The sequence below is a fragment of the Nocardia sp. NPDC003726 genome (assembly GCF_053586955.1).
Window position 1 is genome coordinate 107,829 of record NZ_JBSFNF010000007.1, and the last position, 18,528, is coordinate 126,356.

19 protein-coding genes are annotated in these 18,528 nt (G+C 69.7%); 10 read left to right on the plus strand and 9 right to left on the minus strand.

Annotation, left to right across the window (positions count from 1 at the left end; translation table 11 throughout):
* Positions 1-25: 25 nt before the first annotated feature.
* Together ACWDMM_RS11920 and ACWDMM_RS11925 are read left to right on the plus strand one after the other, a co-directional pair.
* Entirely contained in the window at positions 26-988 is a 963-nt protein-coding gene (locus ACWDMM_RS11920) for a DUF1702 family protein (RefSeq protein WP_195078537.1), read from the plus strand.
* Positions 989-997: 9 nt separating this feature from the next.
* Entirely contained in the window at positions 998-1,801 is an 804-nt protein-coding gene (locus ACWDMM_RS11925; RefSeq protein ID WP_195078536.1) for an SDR family NAD(P)-dependent oxidoreductase, read from the plus strand.
* 66 nt (positions 1,802-1,867) lie between these two features.
* Here ACWDMM_RS11925 and ACWDMM_RS11930 read toward each other — a convergent pair whose 3' ends face one another.
* Positions 1,868-2,305 (minus strand): DoxX family protein, encoded by a 438-nt coding sequence (locus ACWDMM_RS11930; RefSeq protein ID WP_195078535.1) that lies wholly within the window; start codon positions 2,303-2,305, stop codon positions 1,868-1,870.
* Between the two features lie 99 nt (positions 2,306-2,404).
* Here ACWDMM_RS11930 and ACWDMM_RS11935 point away from each other — a divergent pair, with 99 nt between their 5' ends.
* The 3 genes from ACWDMM_RS11935 to ACWDMM_RS11945 all read left to right on the plus strand — a co-directional run bounded on the left by ACWDMM_RS11935 (position 2,405) and on the right by ACWDMM_RS11945 (position 4,249).
* Positions 2,405-2,974, plus strand: a complete 570-nt coding sequence (locus ACWDMM_RS11935; RefSeq protein ID WP_195078534.1) for a TetR/AcrR family transcriptional regulator — start codon at positions 2,405-2,407, stop codon at positions 2,972-2,974.
* 86 nt (positions 2,975-3,060) lie between these two features.
* The gene (locus tag ACWDMM_RS11940; RefSeq protein ID WP_195078533.1) at positions 3,061-3,426 is read left to right on the plus strand and encodes a hypothetical protein; all 366 of its coding nucleotides are present in this window, start codon (positions 3,061-3,063) and stop codon (positions 3,424-3,426) included.
* Between the two features lie 130 nt (positions 3,427-3,556).
* The gene (locus ACWDMM_RS11945) at positions 3,557-4,249 is read left to right on the plus strand and encodes a hypothetical protein (RefSeq protein ID WP_195078532.1); all 693 of its coding nucleotides are present in this window, start codon (positions 3,557-3,559) and stop codon (positions 4,247-4,249) included.
* Positions 4,250-4,283: 34 nt separating this feature from the next.
* Here ACWDMM_RS11945 and ACWDMM_RS11950 read toward each other — a convergent pair whose 3' ends face one another.
* Both ACWDMM_RS11950 and ACWDMM_RS11955 read right to left on the minus strand, forming a co-directional pair.
* On the minus strand, positions 4,284-5,567 hold the full coding sequence (locus ACWDMM_RS11950) for an MFS transporter (RefSeq protein WP_357108470.1): 1,284 nt from the start codon (positions 5,565-5,567) through the stop codon (positions 4,284-4,286).
* Positions 5,568-5,869: 302 nt separating this feature from the next.
* Entirely contained in the window at positions 5,870-6,454 is a 585-nt protein-coding gene (locus tag ACWDMM_RS11955; protein WP_357108409.1) for a TetR/AcrR family transcriptional regulator, read from the minus strand.
* Between the two features lie 72 nt (positions 6,455-6,526).
* Here ACWDMM_RS11955 and ACWDMM_RS11960 point away from each other — a divergent pair, with 72 nt between their 5' ends.
* Positions 6,527-7,246 carry an SDR family oxidoreductase gene (locus ACWDMM_RS11960; protein ID WP_357108406.1) on the plus strand — a complete coding sequence of 240 codons (720 nt, stop codon included), beginning with the start codon at positions 6,527-6,529 and terminating at the stop codon, positions 7,244-7,246.
* Positions 7,247-7,256: 10 nt separating this feature from the next.
* On the opposite strand, the gene ACWDMM_RS11965 is transcribed toward ACWDMM_RS11960, so the two are convergent.
* The 6 genes from ACWDMM_RS11965 to ACWDMM_RS11990 form a co-directional block, all read right to left on the minus strand.
* Entirely contained in the window at positions 7,257-8,051 is a 795-nt protein-coding gene (locus ACWDMM_RS11965) for a 3-oxoacyl-ACP reductase (protein ID WP_396944924.1), read from the minus strand.
* Positions 8,051-9,409, minus strand: a complete 1,359-nt coding sequence (locus tag ACWDMM_RS11970; protein ID WP_195078529.1) for an aldehyde dehydrogenase family protein — start codon at positions 9,407-9,409, stop codon at positions 8,051-8,053. Before ACWDMM_RS11970 ends, ACWDMM_RS11965 begins: the two co-directional genes overlap by 1 nt.
* On the minus strand, positions 9,406-10,152 hold the full coding sequence (locus ACWDMM_RS11975) for a gamma-glutamyl-gamma-aminobutyrate hydrolase family protein (RefSeq protein ID WP_195078528.1): 747 nt from the start codon (positions 10,150-10,152) through the stop codon (positions 9,406-9,408). Before ACWDMM_RS11975 ends, ACWDMM_RS11970 begins: the two co-directional genes overlap by 4 nt.
* A complete protein-coding gene (locus ACWDMM_RS11980) occupies positions 10,133-11,497 on the minus strand; it encodes a glutamine synthetase family protein (RefSeq protein ID WP_357108401.1) in 1,365 nt (454 codons plus the stop codon). The genes ACWDMM_RS11975 and ACWDMM_RS11980 overlap by 20 nt, the downstream gene beginning before the upstream one ends.
* 110 nt (positions 11,498-11,607) lie before the next feature.
* Entirely contained in the window at positions 11,608-12,996 is a 1,389-nt protein-coding gene (locus ACWDMM_RS11985) for a lipase family protein (protein ID WP_357108398.1), read from the minus strand.
* Positions 12,997-13,139: 143 nt separating this feature from the next.
* Positions 13,140-14,279: an esterase/lipase family protein gene (locus tag ACWDMM_RS11990; protein ID WP_357108467.1), complete on the minus strand. Its 1,140-nt coding sequence runs from the start codon at positions 14,277-14,279 to the stop codon at positions 13,140-13,142.
* A 273-nt stretch (positions 14,280-14,552) separates the two neighbouring features.
* Here ACWDMM_RS11990 and ACWDMM_RS11995 point away from each other — a divergent pair, with 273 nt between their 5' ends.
* The 4 genes from ACWDMM_RS11995 to ACWDMM_RS12010 all read left to right on the plus strand — a co-directional run bounded on the left by ACWDMM_RS11995 (position 14,553) and on the right by ACWDMM_RS12010 (position 18,265).
* Positions 14,553-15,800, plus strand: coding sequence for a PucR family transcriptional regulator (locus ACWDMM_RS11995; protein WP_357108395.1), 1,248 nt, complete (start codon positions 14,553-14,555; stop codon positions 15,798-15,800).
* Positions 15,801-15,829: 29 nt separating this feature from the next.
* The gene (locus ACWDMM_RS12000; RefSeq protein ID WP_357108392.1) at positions 15,830-16,078 is read left to right on the plus strand and encodes a hypothetical protein; all 249 of its coding nucleotides are present in this window, start codon (positions 15,830-15,832) and stop codon (positions 16,076-16,078) included.
* Positions 16,079-16,358: 280 nt separating this feature from the next.
* Positions 16,359-17,528 carry a thiolase family protein gene (locus tag ACWDMM_RS12005; RefSeq protein ID WP_357108389.1) on the plus strand — a complete coding sequence of 390 codons (1,170 nt, stop codon included), beginning with the start codon at positions 16,359-16,361 and terminating at the stop codon, positions 17,526-17,528.
* Positions 17,525-18,265 carry an SDR family NAD(P)-dependent oxidoreductase gene (locus ACWDMM_RS12010; protein WP_357108386.1) on the plus strand — a complete coding sequence of 247 codons (741 nt, stop codon included), beginning with the start codon at positions 17,525-17,527 and terminating at the stop codon, positions 18,263-18,265. The genes ACWDMM_RS12005 and ACWDMM_RS12010 overlap by 4 nt, the downstream gene beginning before the upstream one ends.
* The last annotated feature ends 263 nt before the right edge of the window (positions 18,266-18,528 follow it).

An 18,528-nucleotide genomic window follows, 5' to 3' on the forward strand; every position in this document is an offset into this window, starting at 1 on the left:
GCTCCTCCGACGAATGGAGAACCCCATGCCCTCGCCGTTGGGTCCGCTGCGCGCGGCCCTTTTCGTCCCCAGTCCGGCCAGCGTCCGCGAGGTGCTCGGCAAATTCGAGCAGCCCGACCAGCACACCGCGCTCGAACTAGAGCAGGTGACCATGCACCTGGTCGGCGGCATCGACTCCGCGGTCCGCAGTTCGGACAACGACGAGCTGATCACCACTCTGTCGCAGGTGCCGCCGAAGTATCGCGGGTTCGCCTACGAAGGCGCCGCGGTAGGCCTCACCGCGATCGACTCGCTCTCGCCCGGCCGCCGCGCCGCCGACCTGATCGAGGGCCCGGCCAGTGAGTACGCGCTGACCATGTACGTCGGCGTCGGCCTGGCCATGGCGAAGATCCCCAAGGTGCGGTGGAAGAAACTGTTTCCGCAGCACCCGCTGTTCCGCTGGCTGGCCATCGACGGCTACGGCTTCTACAAGGCGTTCTTCCAGATGCAGCGCTATGTGCGCGACAAGCACGTCGAGACCCGCTACCCCGCCTGGCTCGGCGACCGCGACAACCTGAAGCGCATCGCCGACCAGGGCATGGGCCGCGCGCTGTGGTTCATCGGCGGCGGCAGCCCGGCCGGTGTCGTGCGGCTGATCGGCGAGTTCGAGCCGAAACGGCACGCGGATCTGTGGAGCGGCGTCGGCATCGCCGTCACCTTCGCGGGTGGTGTGGAACCCGCCGCGATGGAGGAACTCTGGGAGGTGGCCGGTGAGTTCCGGCCGCAGCTGTCGCTCGGCTCGGCCATGGTCGCCCGCATCCGGCAGCAGACCAACAGCGTCAACGAGCACAGCGAAGCGGCGGCGCAGGTCTTCTGCGGCACCACCGTGGCGAAGACCGACGCGCTGATCGAGAGTTCACTCGACGATCTGCCCGATGACGGCAGTTCCGCCACCTACCTGCTGTGGCGGGACCGGATCGCCGACATCGTCACCTCGAGCCGGGCCTGAGCCGCCGCGATGGCACGGGTCCGGGACTGGGTCGGCAAGCACGTCGTCGTCACCGGCGGGTCGGAAGGAATCGGCGCCGCGGTGGCGGCGGCCTTCGCGGGGCGCGGCGCGCGGGTGTCGATCATCGCGCGCCGGAAGCTGCCGCTGCGCGACACCGCGAAGCGATTGGGCGCGGACTGGGCCGCCGCCGACGTCACGCGCGCGGACGAACTGGCCGCTGCCATCACGGAACTGGAGCAGCGCAACGGGCCGTGTGAGGTCATCGCCTGCTGCGCCGGTCTCGCGCTGCCGGGCCGGTTCCTCGACGTGGACCCCGACGAGTTCGAGGCGCAGATGTCGGCGAACTACCTCGGTGCGGTGCACGCGGTGCGGCGGGTGCTGCCCGGCATGGTGGAGCGTGGTCAGGGAAAGATTCTGCTGGTCAGTTCCACGGCGGCGTTTCTCGGTATCACGGGGTACACCGCCTACGGACCGACCAAGGCGAGCGTCCGGCAGCTGGCGTTGTGCCTGCGCTACGAAGTCGAGCCGAAAGGCGTCGACGTCACGGTGATCTATCCGGCCGACACCGACACACCGGGGCTGGCCATGGAGAACACCCGCAAGCCGGTGGAGACCAAGGCGATCACCGGTTCGATCGAGCCGATGCCGGCCGAGCGCGTCGCCGAGGCCGCGGTGCGCGGCCTGGAACGCGGCCGCCACCACATCGCGCTCGACCCGCTCACGCGGTTCTTCCTGGCCTGGGCGAACCTGCCGGAGGACTTGGCGCGGCCGTTCATGCGCCGCACCATCGCGAAGGCGTTGCGCGGCAACTGAACGCAGACGCGTCGAAGGCCCGCTCACCCATCGAATCTCGAGGGGTGAGCGGGCCTTTCGTCGTCTTCAGCCGACGATGACGATGACACAGGCCGCGATGAACAGCACCTGAACCAGCGCCCGCAGGGGCAAGGGCATGGTCTTGATGCCCAGTTCGGCGCGGGCGGCGCGGACGTTCGCCGGAAACAGCGCAACCAGCAGCGCGATCAGGCAGGCCGCGGCCAGGTCCGCGGTCGCGGGAACGAGCACACCGGCCGCGCCCGCCAATTCCAGCACGCCGGTCAGCGTCACCAGCGCGGGAGCGTTCGGCAGCCGCGGCGGCACCATGGCGATCAGAGCGTCACGGCGCGGCTGGAGGAAGTGCGCGCTGGAGGTGAGCACGAGCATCGCGGCCAGCCCGAGCGCGGTCGCGTGCGCCCACGAATCGAGCCAGCCGTTGCCGGTCAGCCAGCCGATGAGCCGGACGACTGCGGTGACGGCGACGAGGACGACCAGCGGTGCCATCGGGATCTCCTGTAGATCGAAGAGCAAATCTTGACAGTGGAAAGATAGACTCGACGGCATGAACTTGTCAATGTCTAGATGATCGGTCACCATCGAGACATGGCGAAGGACGGCTACCACCACGGAGATCTCCGCGCGGCACTGCTCACCGCGGCCGCCGAGCGGATCGCCGCCGACGGCGTCGACGCCGTCTCGCTGCGCAACCTGGCCAGGCACACGGGCGTCTCGCATGCCGCGCCCGCCCACCACTTCGGCGACAAAGCGGGGCTGCTCACCGCGTTGGCCACCGAGGGCTTCGAACTGCTCGCCGCACAGCTCACACGGGCGGGGGATGATTTCCGCGAGGTGGCGGTGGCCTACATTCGTTTCGCCCGCGAGCACCCAGGGCACTTCGACGTCATGTTCCGGCACAGCCTGCTGCATGCGGAGGACGAGACATTGCGCTCCGCGCGCGAGCGGTCGGCGCTGGCGCTGCGCTCCGGCGTCTCCGGCATCCAGCCGGGCCACGGCAACGAGCACCGGAAGGCGACCCAACTGGCCGCGTGGTCGCTGGTGCACGGCTTCGCTTCGCTGTGGCGCGAAGGCGCACTGCATAATTCGACACTGGCCGACGATCCCGATCCGGAGGCCCTCGCCCGCAAGATGCTGTCCACCATCCGCTTCGACTGACCGGAAACCGGCTTGCGACCAGCCGCCATCGTGCTATCCACAGACCCGGAAGGAGCAGGCGGCCACCTCTCAGCTGCCATCGACACATGGACATCCACGCCTATCCCACGGACGCGACCACACCGGTGGACCCGGCCGAGGCACACCGGATCGCCGACCGGCATCTCATCACCGACGACTACGCCGAACGCGGGATCACCTATCAGCTGTCCGAATTCGACAGCTGCTTCGTCGCCGTCGCCACCTTCCCCCGCCCGCCGCACGCCGACCCGGACAGCCCGCCGGTGATCGTCGGCGGCTCCGTCTGCGTCATCGACAAGCCCACCGGCGCGGTGTCCTACTGGCCGACCTATCCGGCCGATCTGGTCGCCGACCAGTACGCGACCGCGTTGCGGGACGGGACCCTCGTCGTGGAGGACGGCTGGCCGGAAGACGACGACTCACCCGCGTGATCGAAGGCCCTGTCGCCATTGACAATTCGAGAGCGGCGCACGACCATGATCACCGGCGCCGACCATCGTCCGAGTTCGAGCAGGCGTCGAGCCGGCGGAACCGACGCAGCCACAGGAGACAGGTTTCTTCATGGGGGACAACGAGCCCGGCGAGGACGCGCCCGAGACACAGCAGCCCCGGCAGCAGGACAACGCCGAGCGGAAGAGCTGGATGCGGCGTCATTCCGGGACGATCCTCACCACGCTGCTGTTCCCGATCATCTCCGGGTTGATCGTCTTGGCGGTGGAGAAGTCCACCGATGACGACAAGGACGATTCGGCCACGGGAACCTCCACGTCGGCTCAGCCGACCACGCGCAGCGATACGCCGGCCGACCGCGCGCCCTCCTCGGCCGTCCCCGCGACTTCGGCGAACGCTTCCCCGGACGACGTCCGATGGTCCGGCACGCTCAACCTGACCTACTTCGACCTGGACTCCGTCCCGCCCCGCGTCCTGTCCAGCAACACTGGCGCCAGCGCTTGGGTCAGCTACGACCGTGAGGCCTCCGGCGGATTTTCCGCCGCCACCCTCTACGGCGTCGGCGGCGGCTTCTTCACGACGAAGCCGACCCTGGCCCGGTGGACCACCCCGGCCGAACCCACCCGGAAACAGTGCTCGGACCTCGTCGCCACCCAGGGCGCCGAAACCCTGCCGGTCACCACCGACAGCGCCTACTGCGTGCGAACCGCGGCGGGCCGTACCGCGTTCATCACCGGAATAGCGCTCGACAACGCGGTCAAGGCCTACACCGCCAAGGTCGTCGTCTGGTCCGCCACGCAGTAGCGCTTCTCCTCGCCGAGCACCGCGCCGCCCCGAGTCAGAACGCGGGTTGGGCGGGGAGGCCGGGCTTCGGGTCGGGGGCGGGCTCCCCCGCGTCGGGGACTTCGATGCCGCGCAGCGATGCGCCCGCGGTTTCGCGCAGGTGGTTCCAGGCGAGCAGACCGATCAGGGACGCGCCGACCATGTAGATGGCGGGGAACAGCGCCCAGCCGGTCGCCTCGATGACGGCCTCGTTGATCAGCGGGGCGGTGCCGCCGAAGATCGCGGTGGAGACGTTGTAGGCCAGCGCGAAACCCGCGTACCGCACATGGGTCGGGAAGATGGCGGGGAACGTGGAACTGATGGTGGACAACTGCGGCACGTACAACAGTCCGAGCACGATGAAGCCGAGGATCGCCCAGGCCGTGCCCTGACCCATCAGCCAGTACAGCGGCACCGCGAGCACGCTCAGACCCGCCAGCGAGAACAGCCACATCGGGCGGCGGCCGACGTCGTCGGACAGTCGGCCGAACAACGGCAGCACCAGCATCATCACCACCTGACCGAGCAGCATCATCGCGGTGGTGGCCGACTCGCCCATGCCGATGGTTTTCTGCAGATAGGTGGGCTGATAGGTCAGCAGCGTGTAGTTGACCACGTTGAGCGCGACCACGAGTCCGGCCAGCGTGAGGGTCTCGCGCCGGTAGGTGGTCAGCACCTCGCGCAGCCCGCCCGGCGGACGCTCGCGCTCGGCGACCTCGGTGAACACCGGACTCTCGTCCAGCTTGGCGCGCAGGTACCAGCCGGTCAGGCCGAGCGGGACGGCGATAAGGAACGGGATGCGCCAGCCCCAGTCGTGCATGGTGTCCGAACCGAGCGCGAGCTGGCAGACCAGTACCGTCGCGGAGCCGCCGACGAAACCGGCCATCGTGCCGAATTCCAGGAAGCTGCCCAGGAATCCGCGTTTGCGATCGGTCGCGCATTCGGCGAGATATGTTGCCGCGCCGCCGTATTCGCCGCCCGTGGAGAAGCCCTGCACCACACGCAGCAGGATGAGCAGGATCGGGGCCAGCACGCCGACGGACGCGTGGGTGGGCAGCAGGCCGATGGCGCCGGTGGCGGCGGCCATGAGCAGGATCGTGGTGGCCAGCACGGCTTTGCGGCCGATCCGGTCACCGAGCGGACCCCACACCATGCCGCCGAGCGGCCGCAGGACGAACGAGATGGCGAAGCCGAGCATGGTGCCGAGCGTGCCGAGTTCCCCGGGGAAGAAGGCATCGGTCAGGTACGTCGCGGTGGCGGCGTAGACGCCGTAGTCGAACCATTCGGTCGCGTTGCCCATGGCGGAGGCCGCCACGGAACGCCGCAGCGGGAAATTCCTGGATGCTCGATCGGTCACGTGCACGTCCTCTCCAGTCCGTCACGGACCTCGGTTCGTTCCGCCTCCGATCTCGGCGACCGAAGGCGTGGCACGAAACAGACCGATACCCAGGATTCGGCGGCGGCAAACAGTCACGGAGCAGGAAGACCCCGCGCCCACCTGCTCTGACCTGCTACTCGACCGGATATTGTGATGCCGGTCACATAGCCACAACGGCCACGATTACCGCGTCCACGAGAGACGCGATGCGGGAAGCCCCTCGGTCACCTCCGCCCGAGCATGGCGGCGACACCGGCGGCGACTTCCCGCGCCAGCGCCCCGTCCACCGGGGCGTGCCGGCTCAGCAGCCGGTACCACATGGCCCCGAAGGCGAAATCCACCACCAGATCCAGCGGCACCGTCCCGGCGAACTCGCCACTGTCCACACCGCGCGCCAGCAGGGCGCGCAACGCGGCACGACGCGGGCCGATCACCGTGCTCTGCAACCGCTCCGACAGCGCGGGGTCACGTTGCGCGTCGGCCATCAGGCCGACCAGCGCCTGGCCGGTCAGCTTGCGCGTGAGTTCGTAGGTCACGGTGAGCAGGCCCTCGACCTCGGCGAGCACGTCGGTGGACTCGGCGCGCACGCGCAGCGCCGGATCCTGCGCCAGCCCGGCGAGCGCCTCCATGAGCACCGATGCCTTGTCCGGCCACCAGCGATACACCGTCTGCCTGCCCGCGCCCGCCGCGTCGGCGATCGCCTTGATGGTCAAGTCCTGATAGCCGTCCCGTTCACACAGTTCGAGCGCGGCGCGCAGGATCGCGCGCCTGGTCTCCTCGCTGCGCGGGCGGCCACGAGTTCCGGTCATGCCGCCACTTTACAAGACACCGTGACTCGTTTATATTTCGAGACACAGAGCTTCGAAAATCAGGAGGGTGTTGTGCGCAACCGAGTCGTCATCGTGGGCGGTACATCGGGCATCGGCCTGGCCGCGGCGCGCAGGCTCGCGTCCCACGGGCACGAGGTGATCATCGCGGGTCGCGACAAGGGCAGGCTGGAGGCCGCGCTCGCCGGTCTGGGCGAGAACGTCACCGGCCGGACCGTCGACGCGCGTGACGAGGCGGACCTGACCCGGTTCTTCACCGAGATCGGGCCGATCGACCATGTGGTGGTGACCGTGACCGGCCCGTCGGGCACCACACCGTTCCGCGAACTGACCCTCGGCCATGTGCGCGAGCACGTCGAGGGCAAACTGCTCGCGCACACGGCCGCGGTGCAGGCCGCGCTGCCGCACCTGTCGCAGGGCGGTTCGATCACCCTGGTGTCGGCGGCCTCTGCGGGCGGGTCGATGCCCGCGACCGCGGCGCTGGCGGCCGTGAATTCCGGTGTGGAGGCGATGGTTCCGGTGCTGGCCGTCGAGCTGGCGCCGCTGCGGGTGAACGCGGTGTCCCCGGGCGTGATCGACACCGACTGGTGGAACTTCCTGCCCGACGGCGCGCGTACCGAGGTCTTCGACTCGATCGCCTCGGCCACCCCGGTCGGTCGCGTCGGCACCGCCGACGACGTGGCCCACGCGATCGAATTCCTGGTGGACAATTCCTTCACCACCGGGATCGTGGTTCGCGTCGACGGCGGCGCGCGATTGGGAGCGCCGAAGTAAGCGTGCGGCCCTACAGCGGGGTCACGTACGCGCCCGCGATGCCGCCGTCCACCAGGAACTGGGACGCGGTGATGAACGAGGAGTCATCGCTGGCGAGGAAGGCGACGGCGGCGGCGATCTCCTCCGGTTCGGCGAACCGGCCGAGCGGCACGTGCACCAGGCGGCGGGCGGCGCGCTCGGGGTCCTTGGCGAACAGCTCCCGCAGTAGCGGGGTGTTCACCGGACCCGGGCACAGCGCGTTCACCCGGATGCCGTCGCGGGCGAACTGCACGCCGAGTTCGCGGCTCATCGCCAGCACGCCGCCTTTGGAGGCGGTGTAGGAGATCTGCGAGGTCGCCGCGCCCATCACCGCGACGAAGGACGCGGTGTTGATCACCGAGCCCTTGCCCCGCTCGAGCATGTGCTCGATGGCGTACTTGCTGCACAGGTACACCGAGGTCAGGTTGACCTCCTGGACCCGCCGCCACGCGTCGAGGCCGGTGGTGCGGATCGAATCGTCCTCCGGCGGGGAGATGCCCGCGTTGTTGAACGCGATGTCCAGCCCGCCGTAGGTGTCCACCGCGGTCTGGAACATGGCCTTGACCTGGTCTTCGTCGGTGACGTCCACGTGCACGTACCGGCCGCCGACCTCTTTGGCCGCCGCCTCGCCGGTCCCGGCGTCGATGTCGGCGACCACCACCTTCGCCCCCTCCGCCGCGAAGCGACGGACCGTGGCCAGACCGATACCGCTCCCGCCGCCGGTGACGACGGCGACTCGATCCTGTAAGCGCTGCAACGTATCTCCTGTCGGATGTGCGGGTGTCACTACGTGGCGAGGAAGACGTTCTTGGTCTCGGTGAACGCGAGCGCGGCGTCCGGCCCGAGTTCGCGCCCGAGCCCGGATTGCTTGAAACCGCCGAACGGCGTCCAGTACCGCACGGACGAATGCGAGTTCACCGACAGGTTGCCCGCCTCCACCCCTCGGGCCACGCGCAGCGCCCGGCCGACGTCCCTGGTCCAGATGGAGCCGGACAGGCCGTAATTCGTGTCATTGGCGATGCGCAGCGCGTCGGCCTCGTCCTCGAACGGGACCACCGCCACCACGGGGCCGAACACCTCCTCGGTGAGCACCCGGTCGGTGGGCGCGGCGGGCAGCACCACGGTGGGCGGGTACCAGAAGCCGGGACCGTCCGGCGCGCTTCCGGTGAACGCCACCTTGGTCGACGGCTGCACGAACTCGGCCACCCGCTGCCGGTGCGCGGCCGAGATGAGCGGCCCCATCTCAGTGGATTCGTCGGACGGATCGCCGACGCGCACCCCCTGCACGGCAGGTTCCAGCAATTCCAGGAATCGGTCGAACACACTGCGCTGCACCAGAATCCGGGAACGGGCGCAGCAGTCCTGCCCGGCGTTGTCGAAGACGCCGTATGGCGCGGTCGCCGCCGCCTGTTCCAGGTCGGCGTCGGCGAACACGACGTTCGCGCTCTTGCCGCCGAGTTCCAGCGTCACCCGCTTCACCTGCCGGGCGCAGCCCGCCATGATCTGGGTGCCCACCTCGGTGGAGCCGGTGAACACCACTTTGCGCACGGCCGGATGGGTGACGAAGCGCTGACCCACCACCGATCCCTTGCCGGGCAGCACCTGGAACACTCCCTCGGGCAGGCCAGCCTCGAGCGCGAGTTCGCCGAGCCGCAGGGCGGTCAGCGGCGTGAGTTCGGCGGGTTTGAGCACCACGGTGTTGCCCGCGGCGAGCGCGGGCGCGAAACCCCAAGCCGCGATCGGCATCGGGAAGTTCCACGGCACGATCACCCCGACCACGCCGAGTGGTTCGTGGAAGGTGATGTCCACTCCGCCCGCGACCGGGATCTGGCTGCCCAGCAACCGTTCCGGCATCCCGGCCGCGTAGTGCAGGACGTCTCGGACATTGCCCGCCTCCCAGCGCGCGTTGCCGATGGTGTGCCCGGCGTTGGCGACCTCGAGGCGGGCCAGGTTTTCCAGGTCCGCGTCCACCGCCTCGGCGAACCGGCGCAGCAACCTGGCCCGGTCGCCGGGCGCGACCTCGCGCCACGCGGCCGAGGCGCGCTGCGCCGCGGCGATGGCGGCATCGGTCTGCGCTTCGCCGACGAGCTCGACGGTCGTGACCACCTGTTCGGTCGCCGGGTTGAGCACCTGCCCTGTCGTCACGAGTCCCGCTCCCTTCGATAGGTGTCCGCCGCCTCGGTCAGCGCCAGGACCAGCCTGCGATCGGTGGCGTCGGCCTCCGGGTGCCACTGCACGCCGACCAGGAACGACCCGTCGGTGGCCTCGGCCGCCTCGATCGTGCCGTCGGCGGCGTACGCGCTGGCGGTCAGGCCCTCGGCGAGCCGATCGACGGCTTGGTGATGGTGACAGTGCACCTTCACCTCGGGACCGGCCAGCCGCGCGACCCGGCTGCCCGCGATGGTCAGCACCCTGGTGGCGGTGAACCCGCCCGCGACGCCGGAATGCTCGTCGTGGCCGACCACATCGGGCAGATGCGGGATCAACGTGCCGCCCAGCGCCACGTTCGCCAGTTGCAGCCCGCGGCAGACCGCGAGGATCGGCATGCCCGCGGCCCTGGCCAGCTCGAACAGACCGAACTCGGACTCGTCGCGGTCCGGCCTGGTGTAGCCGGGTATCCCGGCCGAAGGGCCGCCGTAGCGGGCGGGATCGATGTCCGCGCCGCCGGTCAGCAGCAACCCGTCCAGCCGCCGCACCAGCTCGGGCCGCGCGGCGCCCGCCGGCGGAAGCAGCACCGGGATGCCGCCCGCGGCGGCCACCATCTCGACGTAGGCGTGCGGCAGCACCGCGCACGGCAGGTCCCAGGCGTTGAAGCGGGCCCGCTCCACATACGTGGGCAGCCCGATCACGGGACGGGCTCCCGCGACCTCAGAGTCGTTCGAAACCACGGATACGCTCCCAGTCGGTGACCGCGGCGTCGTAGGCGTCCAGCTCTACCCGCGCCGCGTTGCGGTAATGCTCCACTACATCATCACCGAAGGCCGCGCGGGCCACCGCGCTGTCACCGAAGAGCTGGGCCGCTTCGCGCAGCGTGCGCGGCACCCGGGGGCGCTCGGAGTGGTAGGCGTTGCCCTTGAATTCCGGCTCCAGCGGCAGCCCTCGATCGATGCCGTGCAGCCCCGCCGCGATCAGCGCGGCCACGGCCAGATACGGGTTCACGTCGCCGCCGGGCACCCGGTTCTCCAAGCGCAGCGCGTGGTCCTCGCCGACCACGCGGATGGCGCAGGTGCGGTTGTCCCGGCCCCACGCGATCGCGGTCGGCGCGAAGCTGCCCACCGCGAATCGCTTGTAGGAGTTGATGTTCGGAGCCAGCAGGTAGGTGAACTCGCGCAGGCAGTCCAGCTGGCCCGCGATGAAGTGCCGCATCAGCGGCGACATGCCGTCCGCGCCGTCGCCGGCGAAGACCGCCTCGCCCGCCGCGCCGCGCAGGCTCAGATGGATGTGGCAGGAATTGCCCTCGCGCTCGTTGTATTTCGCCATGAAGGTGAGGCTGCGCCCTTCCTGCGCCGCGATCTCCTTCGCACCGGTCTTGTAGATGCTGTGGTTGTCGCAGGTGACCAGGGCTTCGTCGTACCGGAAGGCGATCTCGTGCTGGCCGGGGTTGCACTCGCCCTTGGCCGACTCGACATACATGCCCGCGCCGTCCATCTCCTTGCGGATGCGGCGCAGCAGCGGCTCGATCCGCCCGGTGCCCAGCAGCGAGTAGTCGACGTTGTACTGATTGGCCGGCGTCAGCCCGCGATACCCCGCGCTCCAGGCCGCCTCGTAGCTGTCGTCGAACACCAGGAACTCGAGTTCGGTCCCCACGAACGCGCGCAGGCCACGCTCGCTCAGCCGGTCCAGCTGTCGGCGCAGCACCTGACGCGGGGAAGCCGCGACCGCCCGCCCTTCCGGCACCACGTGCTCCACATCGCAGAGCACCATGGCCGTGCCCGGCCACCACGGCACCGTCCGCAACGTGCGCAGATCCGGCCGCAGCACGACGTCGCCGTACCCGGTCTCCCAGGAGGAGAGGGCGTAACCGTCGACGGTCGTCATGTCCACGTCCACCGCGAGCAGGTAGCCGCACGCCTCGGTGGCGTGCTCGAGCACTTCGTCCAGGAAATATCGTGCCGCGCAGCGCTTCCCTTGCAGTCGTCCCTGCATGTCGGTCATCGCGACCAGCACCGTGTCGATCTCGCCCGTGTCGACCCGGTCCCGCAATTGCGCCACACTCAGCATCCCGCTACGCATCCACGACCCCTCTCGGCACCGACCGTGCTCACGCTAGAGCAAAACGGACACCTATGTGACGTGACACCGGAATCTCGTACCCGCCGCGCGGCGGCAGGTGATCAGAGGAATCAGGACAACGGTTTGCGGAGAGCCGCGGTGACGACGGACAGGCGGCGCGGGCGAGGACGCGACGGCGCGGGCGGGCGCGGCGCGCGGATCGGCCGTCCGAGCCACATGCGCAGGAGCAGACCCGCGAAACCCAGGTGACCGCGCAACGCCGGACCGGCACAGGCGAGCGACCACTGGGTGCGCGTACCGGCCGGGGGCAGCTCGCGACCGGCGAAACGACCGGCGAGCCAATCCACCATCACCGGCAGCGCCAGGAATTGCAGCAGCAGATGGGTGCTGAGCCGGTCGCGCAGATAGCGCACGTGCGCGCCCGCCGCGACGTAGCGCGCGACGTGGCCGTCCACGTCGGCGACCGCGATCACCTCGTCGTGCACGCCTTGCAGCACGAGCACCGGCATGGCGGGCGCTCGGCCGCCGGGGTGGATGTCATCGAGGATCCGCCGCAGCCCGTCCTGCTGGAGCATGGCGGTCAGCCCCGCGTCGCTGTGCTTGTCGATGTCGCGGCGGGCGAAGCGATACAGCAGCGGGAACGTCGCGGTGGTCTCGGTCTCGGCGAGCCAGCCGAGATACCGCGCGTCCAGATGGGCGCGCAGCAGGCGGTCCAGTTCCGGATAGCCGCGGCGCAGCCCGGCGGTGAAGACCGCCGCGAACCCCGCGAAAAGCGTTCCGTTGAGCCGGACGAACGCGGCGGCCGGGTCCCCGACCGGCGACCCGGCGACCGCGCCGACGATATTGAGCTCCGGCGCGTATTCCGCGGCCATCTCCGCGGCCCAGGCCGTGGCCAATCCCCCGCCCGAGTAACCCCACAGCGCCACGGGTGTGTCCGGGTCCAGCCCCAGCGGCATGAAGGCGACAGCGGCGCGCACCCCGTCCAGCGCGCGGTATCCCGGCTCCCTGGCCACGCCGAATCTCCCCGCGGTTCCACCGTGGTCCGGCACCGACACCGCCCAGCCGCGCGCCAGTGCGCTGGCGATCAGCGGCAGCTCGAGCTGGGGAATCGACCCCGCCGCCCGCGCCCCGCGTCGCAGCGAATAGGAGGGAAGACATTTCGAGGCCACCGCGTCGATCGCGCACTGGAACGAGACCAGCGGGCGCGGCTCGGCCGGATCCGCGTCCCACGGCAACAACACGGTGGTCACCGCGACCTCGGGAGTTCCGTGCAGATCACACGTCCGATACAGCAGCTGCCAGGCCGAGATGCGCTGGGGCACAATGCCGAAGAAGCCGATCCGCACCGCCCGCGTGCGCACGATCGCGCCGCGGCGCAAGCGCCCGACCGCGGGCGGTGGAACATAGAACGGATCGTCTTCGGGCAGTACCGGCCGAGCCGAGAACGCCGCCGGATGAGGCGGCACCGGGCCGCCATCCCTTTCGAGTCGCACACTCATCCGGTTCTTCCTTTCCGACGGCACAGCCGTGATCGCGGGCATCCGAACCCGTATTCACCCAATCAAGGTCGTGGCCGGAAAAGAATTGTCCCGAGTGCCAATCAAACGCTCGCGGATTCTCGCGTCGATGCAGTGACAGCGGATCACAAGCTGCCGCTGCCGCCGATCATCCACGGATTGAACGTGCATTCCAGCGACGGCTGGGCGACCGGGTCGAGCGCGTGCAGCACGATCGACGCCGCCCGTGGGGAATACATCATCGTCAGGTGGTCGGACATATCCTGCTCGCACCCGTCTTGCAGCGTGACATTGTCCACCGTCGCGTCCGGACCCGCTCGCAGGAACGTCCATTGATAGGGGTTGGTCACCTCGTCGTGCCGGGAGCCGATCGCCGTGTAGGCGACGCCGGGCACCGTGTCACCCTGCGCGTTCAGGGCGGCGTAGAACGGTGAGCCGACCGCCTGCTGGATATTCGCGAGCCCGACCAGCGGCTCGTAGAAACCGAGGATGTCGACGCCCAGATTGTTGATGATCCGGCCCAGGGTGGCGATGCCCATCAGCGACGTGCCGTGATGCGTCGCGCCCAGGCTCACCAGCTTGCCGACTTTGCCTTGCCCGCCTTCGAATTTCAGATAGTGGTCGGCGACCGTGCCGCCTTGCGAGTGGCCGACGATGTCGACGGCCTGCGCACCGGTCGTGGCCAGCACCCGGTCGACGAAATCGCGCAACTGCGCCGCCGAGTCCTCCATCCGGCCCACCCCGAAGCGACCGGGAAGGATCGGGCCGAGACCGCCCCCCTCCAGGATGCCGGAGCGCCCGAAATTGAAGGCGAACACGCAGAATCCGGCGCGGGCCAGGCGCGGGGACAAGTAGGAGAAGGTGTCGTAGGCGTTGAGCCAGGTGCCGTGCAGCAGCACCACCGGACGCGGGTGTTCGGCGGCGGGAGTGCAGTTCCAGCGGTTGGCCCCGGGCGGGGCGGCGTCGGGGTGGGTCAGGCCATAGGCGAACGCCGCCAGGTACGCCGACATCTCCGGGCCTTCGCCGAAGGCGTCGGACGCGACGCTGGTCGGCCAGCCCAATGAGCTGCCGGTGTCCACGATCGCGCGCGGCTGTCTGCCGTCCGGAGCGGGTGTCAGGCCCGCGCTGATGTAATCGGCGAGCGCCTGCTGTGTCGGTTCGATCTCTTGCTGCGCGTGCGCCGCTCCGCCCCCGAGCGCGGTCGCCATGGTCACGCCCGCGATCACCGCGGCTCCGAGAATCGCCTTCCGAGCGTTGTGCATCATTGCCAACATTCAGTTCACTTCCATTCGCACCGAACGAATGCGGCCCAGCGGTGCGGAGGGCACCGCGACAAATGTCTGCCACGCCACACTTCGGAACGAATGTGATCGGGACCATGATCGCGAGCCGCTTTCCGAATGTAGGGCGCGTGCCGCAGCGGTGTCACTGCACCTGGAGGAGAACATTTCATCCGGAATGTTGGCGTGCGAGCCAAAAATCGAGCGACCGCGACCGCGACCTTGCCGCCGGTTTCTGTGGTCGGAAACAATCGGCCCATGTCCGTCGTGTTGTCCCCGGTGACCGGAGACGCTCCGCTCGTCGCCCGGTTGCTCACCCGCTGGCCGCAGATCGCCGAGCGCATGCTCGCCGCGGGCCTCGGCACCACTCCGCCCGCCGCCGACCTGCCCGAGGGGCATTTCACCGCGGAGGTGCTTCCGGCGATCTACGCGTGCGGCCGCGCCGTGCTCCAAGCGATCGGCGAACAGCGCAGTTTCACCAAGACCGAGGTCGCGACGTTCGTCGCCCCGGTGGCCGAGCGGCACGCCGAGGACCGGTTTCCGCTGCCCGTGCTGATCGAGGCCATCCACGGTTCCGCGCAGTCGGTGCTCCAGGAGGCGGCCGCGCTGGCCTCCCGCGAGGAACTCGATGATCTCGTGCTGATCGGCAGCAGGCTGCTCGACCTGCTCATGCAGATCAACGTCACGGTCGTGGAGACCTACACCGAGGTCGAGCAGTCCATCTACAACGCCGAGCGGGAGGCGCGCCGGGCGCTGTGCTCGGCGCTGCTGCACGGGTTGCCCGCGGCGGAACTGGCGGCGCGGGCGGACACCGCCCTGGCCGAGCGCTACACGGTGCTCGCCATCCACATCCGGCCCGACGACCAGCCGAGCAAGGTCGCCACGCTCGTCGGGCGCCGCCGCATCCGCCTGCTGCACCGCGCCCTCGACGCCCTCGCGGGCACCACGACGCTGGCCACCTTCGACGGCTGGAGCGGAATCGCGTTGCTGCCCAGTGGTTCCGACGCCGAGCCCGACGGCGCGCGCCATGCCGGACTCGCCGCGGAACTGACCGAGAACTTCGGGATCCCGGTGTTCGTCGCCGCCTATCCCGCCGTGCCGATGGACGCCATCGCGCGGACCGCGAAGGAAGCCACCGACCTCGCCGAACTCGCGCGCCTGCTCGGCCGCCCCCCAGGCGTCTACCAGCTCGACGACCTGCTGTTGGAGTACCAGCTCACCAGGCCCGGCACCGCCCGCACGCGGCTGGCCGAGCGCATCGCCCCGATCCTGGACAGCCCGCACCTGCTGGAAGCCCTCGACGCGCACCTGCGCCACGGCTCCGACCGCAAGGCCGCGGCCGCCGAGATCCACGTGCACCCCAACACGTTCAGCTATCGGCTGCGCCGCATCGCCGAACTCACCGGCGTCGATCCCGCCGACCCGCACGACTCCCGGTTGCTGGCGGCCGCGCTGACGATTCAGCGCCTGTATCCCGGCAGGCCGCTCGCCGAGGTCAAGCCCTAGACGTGGAAACCGGCTCGCACCGTGCCCGGTTGCTGGCTACCGTCCGACGCAGGGGAGACCAGCACGACTCGATCGACGCGGGCGGCTATCTGCTCACCGGTCGATCGCTGAGCGAATACCGCGCGATGTTCTCCCTCGGCGACGACGACTTGCGCGGCGACATCCTGGACTGTCCCGGCGGCGCGGCGAGTTCAGCGGCGGAGGCGGCCGAGCTCGGTGCGCGCGTGGGTTGGATTTCGGCTTCCATCCGGCGGCGCTGCGGGAACTGGCGCGGCTGAGCCGTGGCGAGGTCAGGGTCTCCCCGCTCGTCGGCCACGCGGGGGACGCTCGACGACCTGCTGGATCGACTCAGGGAGCCACTCGACCGCGACGGCGTTCGATCGGACCTCGCCGACGTCGATTTCGAGTTCCAGCGGGGTGCGAGTGCGATGCTGCGCTCGACTCCCGTCCGACCCGTACTTCGCACCCGTCGCGACACGCCCCGGCATGGCCCTCAGCGGTGAATCTGTGTTAACTTAACTGCGAATGGCAGTTAACTTATCTGATCGGAGATGGCCCATGAGGTCCGCCGTCGTCGTCGATGTCGTCCGCACACCGTCCGGTAAGGGCAAGGCAGGCGGCGGCCTGTCGGACGTGCATCCGGCCACCCTGCTCGCGGGCGTGCTCGCCGAACTCGTCGCCCGCAACGACCTCGATCCCGCCGTGGTGGACGACGTCGTCGGCGGATGCGTCACCCAGAGCGGGGAGCAGGCGTTCAACATCAGCAGGACCGCCGCGCTGGCCGCCGGATTCCCGGAGTCGGTGCCGGCCACCACGGTGGACCGGCAGTGCGGGTCGAGCCAGCAGGCCGCGCACTTCGCGGCGCAGGGCGTCATCGCGGGCGCTTACGACGTCGCGATCGCCTGCGGCGTCGAATCGATGAGCCGCGCGCCGATGTTCTCCAACGGCCAGGGCAAGGACGCCAACCGCGGGCCGCTGGCCCACCGCTACCCGGACGGCCTCATCCAGCAGGGCATCGCGGCCGAGGTGATCGCCGCCCGGTGGAAGTTCGATCGCGCCGCGCTCGACGAGTTCGCGGCCCGCTCGCATCGGCTCGCCGCCGAGACCGCGGCGCGCGGCGGTTTCGACAACGAACTGGTCGCGGCGGGCACGCTGACGGCCGACGAGACGATCCGGCCCGCCACCACCGGCGAAAGCCTGGCGAAGCTGCGGCCCGCCTTCGTCGACGACCAGTACACCGCGCGCTTCCCCGAGATCGAGTGGTCGATCACACCGGGCAACTCCTCCCCGCTGACCGACGGCGCCTCGGCCGCGCTGATCATGAGCGAGGAGGCGGCGGCGAAACTGGGCCTGCGGCCGCGCGCCCGGTTCCACTCCTTCTCCGTGGTGGGCGACGATCCCCTGCTCATGCTCACGGCCGTGATCCCGGCCACCCGCAAGGTGCTCGATCGCGCCGGGCTGAGCATCGACGACATCGATGCCTACGAGGTGAACGAGGCGTTCGCGCCCGTGCCGCTGGTCTGGCAGCACGAACTGGACGCCGATCCGGACAAGCTGAACCCGCGCGGCGGCGCGATCGCCCTCGGTCACCCGCTCGGCGCCTCCGGCACCCGCATCCTGGCGACGCTGGTCAACCACTTGGAGCAGACCGGAGGCCGCTACGGCCTGCAGACGATGTGCGAGGCGGGCGGCCTGGCCAACGCGACGATCATCGAACGCCTCGGATGAGCGTCCGCACCGCACTGATCACCGGAGGCTCGCGCGGCATCGGCGCCGAGGTGGCACGCCGCCTCGCCGGTGAGGGTTATCACCTGACCCTCGCCGCGCGCACGCTCGACACGCTCGAGCAGACCGCGGCGCGCCTGCGCGCGGAAACCGGGGCCGAAGTGCACCCGGTGGTCGCGCAGATGAACGACCTCGATCAGGTGCGCGCCTTGGTCCAGGCGCACGAGGAACGGTTCGGCGGCATGAACACGCTGGTGCTGAGCGCGGGCACCGGCACGGCGGGCGCCGTGGCCGATCTGCCCGCCAAGGCGTACGAGCGCATGCTCGACGTGAATTTCCGCGCGCCGCTGACGCTGATCCAGGCCGCGCTGCCGTTGCTGCGCAAGAGCGCGGACGAGGATCGGGAGCGCGGCGCGAAGATCGTCGCGCTCGCTTCGATCACCGGCGTCGCGGGCGAGGCCGGCCTCGCGGCCTACGGGGCGACCAAGGCGGCGCTCATTTCGCTGTGCGAGACGGTGTCGCTGGAGGAGTCCGCGAACGGCGTCAGCGCGACGGCGGTGTCCCCCGGCTACGTCGACACCGACATGACCGCGTGGAAGCGTGATGTCCTCGACCGGTCGGCCATGCTCACCACCGGTGACATCGCCGAGATGGTCTTGGCGATCACCCGGCTGTCCCGGAACGCGGTGGTGCCGAACATCGTGCTGTCGCGCTCCGGTGACCAACTGTGGCGAGCCTGAGCACCGTTACCTGACAGCGACCGGTACGAGCCGCGGCGCGGCGCACGCCTGCGCCGTGCCGCGGCGTTACCTGACGGCGACCGGCGTGATCCCGAGCCGCGGAAGAACGAGACGAATCCGGGTTCGGTGAATCCGAATTCGAATTGCTGATCGAATCGCGAATTATCAGCAAGATTCCTCAGATAATCGCCGATCGCGCCGAAGGGTATTATCGGCAAAAACAATCCGGCGCCTACCGCGCATTCGCGGTAGGCGCCGGTGGC

Coding starts and splice junctions, on each gene's coding strand:
- ACWDMM_RS11990 (WP_357108467.1), bottom strand. CDS start 14,279: ATGATGCACAACGCTCGGAAGGCGATTCTCGGAGCCGCGGTGATCGCG.
- ACWDMM_RS11995 (WP_357108395.1), top strand. CDS start 14,553: ATGTCCGTCGTGTTGTCCCCGGTGACCGGAGACGCTCCGCTCGTCGCC.
- ACWDMM_RS11945 (WP_195078532.1), top strand. CDS start 3,557: ATGGGGGACAACGAGCCCGGCGAGGACGCGCCCGAGACACAGCAGCCC.
- ACWDMM_RS11930 (WP_195078535.1), bottom strand. CDS start 2,305: ATGGCACCGCTGGTCGTCCTCGTCGCCGTCACCGCAGTCGTCCGGCTC.
- ACWDMM_RS11950 (WP_357108470.1), bottom strand. CDS start 5,567: ATGGGCAACGCGACCGAATGGTTCGACTACGGCGTCTACGCCGCCACC.
- ACWDMM_RS12005 (WP_357108389.1), top strand. CDS start 16,359: ATGAGGTCCGCCGTCGTCGTCGATGTCGTCCGCACACCGTCCGGTAAG.
- ACWDMM_RS11955 (WP_357108409.1), bottom strand. CDS start 6,454: ATGACCGGAACTCGTGGCCGCCCGCGCAGCGAGGAGACCAGGCGCGCG.
- ACWDMM_RS11935 (WP_195078534.1), top strand. CDS start 2,405: ATGGCGAAGGACGGCTACCACCACGGAGATCTCCGCGCGGCACTGCTC.
- ACWDMM_RS11985 (WP_357108398.1), bottom strand. CDS start 12,996: ATGAGTGTGCGACTCGAAAGGGATGGCGGCCCGGTGCCGCCTCATCCG.
- ACWDMM_RS11940 (WP_195078533.1), top strand. CDS start 3,061: ATGGACATCCACGCCTATCCCACGGACGCGACCACACCGGTGGACCCG.
- ACWDMM_RS11980 (WP_357108401.1), bottom strand. CDS start 11,497: ATGCGTAGCGGGATGCTGAGTGTGGCGCAATTGCGGGACCGGGTCGAC.
- ACWDMM_RS11925 (WP_195078536.1), top strand. CDS start 998: ATGGCACGGGTCCGGGACTGGGTCGGCAAGCACGTCGTCGTCACCGGC.
- ACWDMM_RS12010 (WP_357108386.1), top strand. CDS start 17,525: ATGAGCGTCCGCACCGCACTGATCACCGGAGGCTCGCGCGGCATCGGC.
- ACWDMM_RS11920 (WP_195078537.1), top strand. CDS start 26: ATGCCCTCGCCGTTGGGTCCGCTGCGCGCGGCCCTTTTCGTCCCCAGT.